We start from the raw sequence: 6,418 nt of genomic DNA, 5'->3' as shown, positions 1-6,418 counted from the left end.
GGCGGCGGGTGTGGCCGGGATGCGGAGTCGTCGTCTAGCGCCCGCTGTCTGCCGGCGGTTCTTCCTCGGTCACGCACCACGCGAACAGCCCGGCCCGGTTCGCCACGCCGAGTTTCGCGAGCGCGCGCCCGAGATAGGTGCGCACGCTGCTCGGCTTGAGCGCGAGCGTGTCGGCGATCCGGGGGACGGGCCGGCCTTGCAGCACCGCGCGGCACACGAGCCGTTCGCGCTGCGACAGCGTTGCGCCGCTGGCCGACAGGCGCTGATCGAACCGCTGCAGCAGCGCGCCGTCGTCCGAGCGGGGCGTCAGGCGGGCGAGCCGCGCGTGCTGGATCAGCAGCGGCAGCACGAAATCGCCGAGCTGCCGCAGCAGTGCCAGTTCGGCCAGCGTATAGGACGGCTGGCCGCGCCGGCGGAACAGCGAGAACGCATAGACATAGTCGCGCTCGCTGCCGAGCAGCGTGCAGTCTTCGCCGAGTTCGCCGAGCGCGAACTGTCGGCCGTATTCGGTTGCCATGTCGACGTCCTCGTTGCACGAGAACACGAGCTGCGAATCGGTGGCGCGCTCGATGTGCGGGAGCAGCGTGTCGTTGCGCCAGTCGCCCTGTGTATACAGATCGAGTGCGTGGCGCGTGCCGTCGGGATCGTCGCCGCCGGCGAAGAACAGCACGTCGACGCTGTCGACCGAATGCGACGGCGCGTCACGCCGGTAGCGCGTCGCGACGCTGTAATGGGACTGCGGATCGACGGTTTCGCGCAGCCATGCCCAAAGCCGGGCGGGAAACTGCGGACTGCCGAGGCTGGCGACCAGGTCGCCTGCATTGCTGAGGGAAATATGGGCGGGGCTCATCGTTGACACCGTCTTCGCGAACGGCCGCCCGTACCGGCCGTGTTTCGCGTGCGACGGCGAGCCGGCGGCGAAGCGGCCGGCGGTGCGGTCATGCGGGACGGAGGCCGGCGCGGCGGCGAAGCTCGATTGTAGGGGACTTCGCGGCCGCGAGGCAGTCGCGCTTGCCCGGCGGGCGGCCGATCGTCCGTCGACGGGCGGCGTGCATCGTTGCGCGCCGCGTGACGGCCCCGCGCGTCAGAACATCGTGTTTGCGTTCGCGGACGTTTCGGGTACCGGCTGGATCACGTCCCAGTGTTCGACGATCTTGCCGTCCTTCACGCGGAAGATGTCGACGACGGCCTCGCCGCGGTCGCCCGGGCGCTCGGTCGCATGCACGTGCAGGTAGACGAGATCGCCGTCGGTTGCGCTGCGCACGATGCGCGCACGCGACGCCGGGTTCTTCTGGAAGGCGCCGACGAAGTACGACACGAACGGCTTCTTGCCGTCCGGCACGTGCGGGTTGTGCTGCTTGTAGTCGTCCGCGACGACGGCGGCGGCCTCGACCGCTTCGTGCTTGTTGAAGAAGCGGTCGTAGAACGTCAGCACGAGCTGGCGGTTGGCTTCCTCGGCGGCCAGGTTGCGCGTGGCCGGGCCGGCGGCCAGCGCGGCCGTCGACGCGGCCAGCAGGGCGAGCGCGGCAACGGCGCGAACGGGAGAGCGGAGCGATGACATGTAGCGGGTTCCTTGTCTGACGAAGCGTGGGTTGGCGCGCGATGCGCGACGGCAGGTCGAGCCGGCCATGACGATCGTCGGGCGACGGTTGCGGATGCACGTGCGCTGTCGACGCGAGGGATTCGCCGCCCGGTTCGTATCGTCGAGATACGGAGTGGCGAGGCGGCGCGTCGTCGTCATGCTTCGTTGAACTGGCGAATCCGCGCGGCTGCCGGGCCGCTCGAATGGTACAGTTGCCGCGAACCCGTCACAAGAAGTCAGCGCGATGTGAACAGGTCACACCGCGCTGACCATGCGTTACCCTTGAAAGAGAATCCCGTCATGCCGTTCCCGCCCGCCGACGAAACCGTCGAACTCGATCAGCCCTGCCCGATCCGTGATGTGCTCGACCGCATCGGCGACCAGTGGAGCCTGCTCGTGCTCGAAGCGCTGTCCGGCGGGACGATGCGTTTCAGCGAACTCGCCCGCGCGATCGGCGACGTGTCGAAGCAGATGCTGTCACGCACGCTCAAGCGGCTCGAACAGGACGGCTTCGTCAGTCGCACGCTGTTCGCCGAAGTGCCGCCGCGCGTCGAATATGCGCTGACCGACCTCGGGCGTTCGTTCCTGACGCCGATGCAGGCGATGATCCGGTGGGCGGACGAACATCATCACGCGATCTGCGCCGCGCGGCGCCGTGCACGGGAGCTGGACGGCGGCGGGCGCTGAGCAGGGCGTACGCGCTGTTTTGTCGATGGACGGTGTGCTGCGGATCGAGTGCGATGCGACGAGGCATGCCGCGACTGCACGTGCATTGGCGCTTGTGATTTCGTTATCCGAATGATCTCGGCGGGGCGGGCAGGCATCGCGGATGTTTCGATGTGCTCCGTTCGTCCCGAATGCGGGAATGCACTGGCGATGTATCGCTTGCGGGGTGCACGCCGAGGCGACTGCAATGGCGGTCTTTCGCTGTATGGTGCGTGAGAGGTGCGGCGGGGGGCTGGCCGAGCCGGGATGGCGCACCCCAGACCGGCGGGCATATCGGCGGTCGAGGGTGCCTGATCCGATGGACACCTGGGCGCATGCGTGGGGGGGCGAGGTCGGGCAGGCCGCGCGGGGGCGCCTGCCAGGCATCATGATGTCGAGGCTGAATGGCGCGGGTTCGTCGCGCCGCCTGGTTCCGGGGCTGCCAGCGGCCGAATGCGGGGTGCCGCGCGCCTGCCTATCGCCACGTGCCGTCGACGTAGATCCACACCTGTCCCTGGCGGCGCCAGTAGCCGGGTACCCATCGACGCCCGGGGCGCCGTGCGACCCAGCGGCCCGGCACCCATATATAGCGGCCTCGCTGCCAGCGCCAGTAACCGTCCGTCCATATATAACCGTGCGGCCGTGGCGGCGGCGGGCGGCGATCGTGTCTCGCGGCCGGCGGCGCGAAGCCCGGGCGGTCTGCGTAGGGCGGCCTGCCGGGCACGCGGTTCGGGCCGGGCGGCCGATATCCGGGCGGCGGGGGCGGCACGGGCTGGGCCGAGGCGGCACGGAGCCAGCCGCCGGTGCCGACGAAGGCGGCGGTCAATCCGATGGCGCGCAACAAGGAGCGTCGATTCATGGCGTGTCCTGTTCAGTGTTCGAGGCTGCCTTACATTAGACGGCCAGTCCGCCGGGCGGGTTACGCGCGCGGTCAAGGCTGTTACCGTGTGTCACGGCAGGCGGGCGAACCGCCAGCGGGCGGAGGCCGGTCTCCCTGTTTTTCTGAGGCTGACGACGGATGTTGCCCGCGCTGCACGAATGTCGCGTCCTGTTTACCGGCTGACGGATGTGTTTTAGGCGCTCGGAGCCCGAAATTCGAGATCGGATCGGGTAAAATTTGCCGATTTCGGGGTGCCGCACCGAATCCGTTTGTTGTTTCTATGCAACCGTCAAGACGATGACATGAAAGAATGGTGCGATGAAAGCCTTCAAAAAGCCCCCGTCAAGAAGTCAAAAACAAACGTCAAAACAAATACTTATAACTCGTCCCCACTTTCATTATTTCTAGTTCTGGAAAAGCTTATTTCTTTATTTGCGGATCGCTCCCCTAGGGTACACCCCTAAACTCACGGTTCCCAAACGGGCAACTATCCGGGCGCGGCCAGCAGGATCGATGGCGCTCCCGGGCGGTTGCAGACCGTTTATGAACAAGGTCGCGAGACCTGCCTCTTTTTAGAAGGGAGCTCCACGAATGAACAAGACTCTGATCGTTGCAGCAGCTGCAGCATCGTTCGCAACCGTCGCTCACGCGCAAAGCAGCGTCACGCTGTACGGCGTGCTGGACGCAGGCATCACCTACACGAGCAACGTCCAGCCGGCACTGGGCCAAGCTGGCAAGTCGCGTTGGGCGATGGGTTCGGGCATTGACCAGAGCCGTTTCGGCCTGCGTGGCTCGGAAGACCTGGGTGGCGGCCTGAAGGCAATCTTCACGTTGGAAAGCGGCTTCAACATCGGTAACGGCAAGTTCGCGAACGGCAACGGCGGCATGTTCAACCGTCAAGCTTTCGTCGGCCTGTCGAGCCAGTACGGCACGGTTACGCTGGGTAAGCAGTACGACGCAACGCAAGACTACCTGGCACCGCTGACGGCAACCGGCTCGTGGGGCGGCACGTACTTCGCGCACCCGCTGAACCTTGACCGTCTGAGCACGAACGGCGACGTCGCACAGAACAACACGATCAAGTTCACGAGCGCAAACTACGCTGGCCTGCAATTCGGCGGCACGTACTCGTTCTCGAACAACACGAACTTCGGCAACAACCGTGCATACAGCGCGGGTGCTGCATACCAGTTCCAAGGCCTGAAGCTGGCAGCAGCTTACTCGCAAGCGAACCTGGGTGACGGTACGAACGCAAACGGCGCAACGTCGTCGGCGATCGGTGGCATCGCTAGCCAAGGCCGCGTCCGCACGTACGGTGCTGCTGCTGGTTATGCATTCGGTCCGGCACAAGTCGGCGCAGCATGGACGCAAGCGCGCCTCGACAACAATGCAGTTGGTAGCCTGGGTTCGGTCCGCACCGACAACTACGAAGTCAACGCAAAGTACAACCTGACGCCGGCTCTCGGCCTGGGTGCTGCTTACACGTACACGAACGCGAAGATCAACAACGGCAGCACGCACTGGAACCAGTTCGGCCTGCAAGCTGACTACGCACTGTCGAAGCGCACGGATGTCTACGCTCAAGCTGTGTACCAGCGTGCAGCGAAGAACGGCGTTGGCGCATCGATCTACAACGGCGACAGCTTCAGCAACAACCTGCCGAGCTCGTCGATCAACCAAACCGCAGCAACGGTTGGTCTGCGTCACCGCTTCTAAGCGTGACGGCGGGGTAACCCGCTTCGCAGCATCGAAAAAGGCGCCTTCGGGCGCCTTTTTTTCGTCTGTGGAACGAGATGTCGGCGATTGGCATCGTCCGGATGCGAAAAAGCGAGGCCCGTGCCTCGCTTTTCTCGTTGTGCGCCGTTGCGGGGCAATACCCGCTGCAATACGGCTCAGCGCGTGTATTCGCCGTTGGCTTCCGGCTGGAACACGATCGCGGCGACCTTCATCAGCTTTTCGGCACCGCTCGGCTGCATCACCTTGACCATCTGGCCGCGTTGGGTGCCCAGCAGTGCCATACCGACGGGCGAGAAGACGTTCAGGCGGCCCAGTTCGAGATTGGCGGCATCCGGATAAACAATTGTCCAGGTGGCCTGTTCCTGGGACGCTTCGTCAAGCAGCGTGATTTGCGAATTCATCGTGACGACGTTCGCCTTGATGGCATCGGGCTGGACGATGTCGGCGCGCTCGAGCAGCGTGTCGAGCATCGTCTGGAAGCGCGGGTTGTGTTCGGCGTGCTTCTCGAGGCGGGCAACGTCGAGTTCGGTCAACTGGTAAAGGCGTTGTTTCATGGCTGTTCTCCAAATGATCGGCAGGGGCAGGCGTGGCGTGCCTATGAGGATCGCCCGGAGCCTGTCTGACCTGGCTCCGGGAGGAGGCCGAGCCGTCAGATCAGGCGCCGGGCAGGGGCGAGCGGCGCCTGGGCCGTGCGTCGAGCGAGGGGATGCGCCGGATGGCCGGCGCGCGCGCGCACGCCGGCCGGGCCGGACGGCGAAACCGAAAGAGGCGTGAGCGCGTACATGGTGGATGGAATATCGACTGGCGAATAAAACCTTACGATTCTACAACACAACCTTCGGTATATGTGATGTGGCCGTCGGCAGTTCGTCAGCGATTGTTGTGCTGCTGAAGCAAGTTGCCGCGATATCGCCCGAAAACGATCGGCTATTTTTGTCGAAATCGCAACGCTGTATGTTCAAACTAAGGGTTTCCCCTTGGGGATGCGAGAACTACACTGCATTCAATCGCTTCAGACAGTCCTGCCGAGGCGACGTCATAAGAGAACATATTCCGGAGGTAAATCATGAAGTCGATCATCTACGCAGCCATCGCCGCATCCGTCCTTGCCGCCCCGATCGCATCGTTTGCACAGTCCGAGCAGGGTTTGACCCGCGACCAGGTCAAGGCCGAACTCGTGCAACTCGAACAGAACGGCTACAAGCCGCTGGCGAGCGATTCGCAGTATCCGGACAACATCCAGGCCGCCGAACAACGCATTCAACCGAACCAGCCGATGCTCGCGCAAGCGGATACGAGCGGCTACGGTGCCGTGGCAACGGGTGCCGGGCAAGCCGGCCGCCGCATGACGCGTGAAGCACCGAACCCCGTGAACTCGGTCTACTTCGGGAACTGAACACCGCCGGGTCTGCCCGAGCGCACAGCTTAATCGGCGAGACGCGCGCCAGTTGCGCGCGTCATTCGCCCGCAGGAGCAGAACCTCCGTCGCCGCATTCCGGCGGCTTTCCGCCCAG

Annotated in this window: 7 protein-coding genes; 3 read left to right on the top strand and 4 right to left on the bottom strand. The window is 64.7% G+C overall.

What is annotated here, in order from left to right; genetic code table 11:
• Positions 1–34: 34 nt before the first annotated feature.
• On the bottom strand, positions 35–850 hold the full coding sequence (locus tag DPV79_RS34950) for a helix-turn-helix transcriptional regulator (protein ID WP_113047553.1): 816 nt from the start codon (positions 848–850) through the stop codon (positions 35–37).
• Between the two features lie 234 nt (positions 851–1,084).
• Positions 1,085–1,561 carry a nuclear transport factor 2 family protein gene (locus tag DPV79_RS34945; RefSeq protein WP_048026157.1) on the bottom strand — a complete coding sequence of 159 codons (477 nt, stop codon included), beginning with the start codon at positions 1,559–1,561 and terminating at the stop codon, positions 1,085–1,087.
• A gap of 321 nt (positions 1,562–1,882) precedes the next feature.
• Here DPV79_RS34945 and DPV79_RS34940 point away from each other — a divergent pair, with 321 nt between their 5' ends.
• Entirely contained in the window at positions 1,883–2,269 is a 387-nt protein-coding gene (locus DPV79_RS34940; RefSeq protein ID WP_113047552.1) for a winged helix-turn-helix transcriptional regulator, read from the top strand.
• Positions 2,270–2,762: 493 nt separating this feature from the next.
• Here DPV79_RS34940 and DPV79_RS34935 read toward each other — a convergent pair whose 3' ends face one another.
• Entirely contained in the window at positions 2,763–3,146 is a 384-nt protein-coding gene (locus DPV79_RS34935) for a YXWGXW repeat-containing protein (RefSeq protein WP_059652797.1), read from the bottom strand.
• Between the two features lie 612 nt (positions 3,147–3,758).
• Between DPV79_RS34935 and DPV79_RS34925 the strand changes: the two genes are divergently transcribed.
• Positions 3,759–4,883 (top strand): porin, encoded by a 1,125-nt coding sequence (locus DPV79_RS34925; RefSeq protein ID WP_021162293.1) that lies wholly within the window; start codon positions 3,759–3,761, stop codon positions 4,881–4,883.
• A gap of 176 nt (positions 4,884–5,059) precedes the next feature.
• On the opposite strand, the gene DPV79_RS34920 is transcribed toward DPV79_RS34925, so the two are convergent.
• Positions 5,060–5,458: a GreA/GreB family elongation factor gene (locus DPV79_RS34920; protein ID WP_021162294.1), complete on the bottom strand. Its 399-nt coding sequence runs from the start codon at positions 5,456–5,458 to the stop codon at positions 5,060–5,062.
• 512 nt (positions 5,459–5,970) lie between these two features.
• Between DPV79_RS34920 and DPV79_RS34915 the strand changes: the two genes are divergently transcribed.
• Entirely contained in the window at positions 5,971–6,300 is a 330-nt protein-coding gene (locus DPV79_RS34915; protein ID WP_027789405.1) for a DUF4148 domain-containing protein, read from the top strand.
• The last annotated feature ends 118 nt before the right edge of the window (positions 6,301–6,418 follow it).

Origin of the sequence: Burkholderia reimsis (assembly GCF_003294055.1) — a bacterium.
GTDB classification, from domain to species: Bacteria; Pseudomonadota; Gammaproteobacteria; order Burkholderiales; family Burkholderiaceae; genus Burkholderia; species Burkholderia cepacia.
Note: the sequence above shows the minus strand (reverse complement) of the source record. Positions and strands in the feature narration are given on the sequence as shown.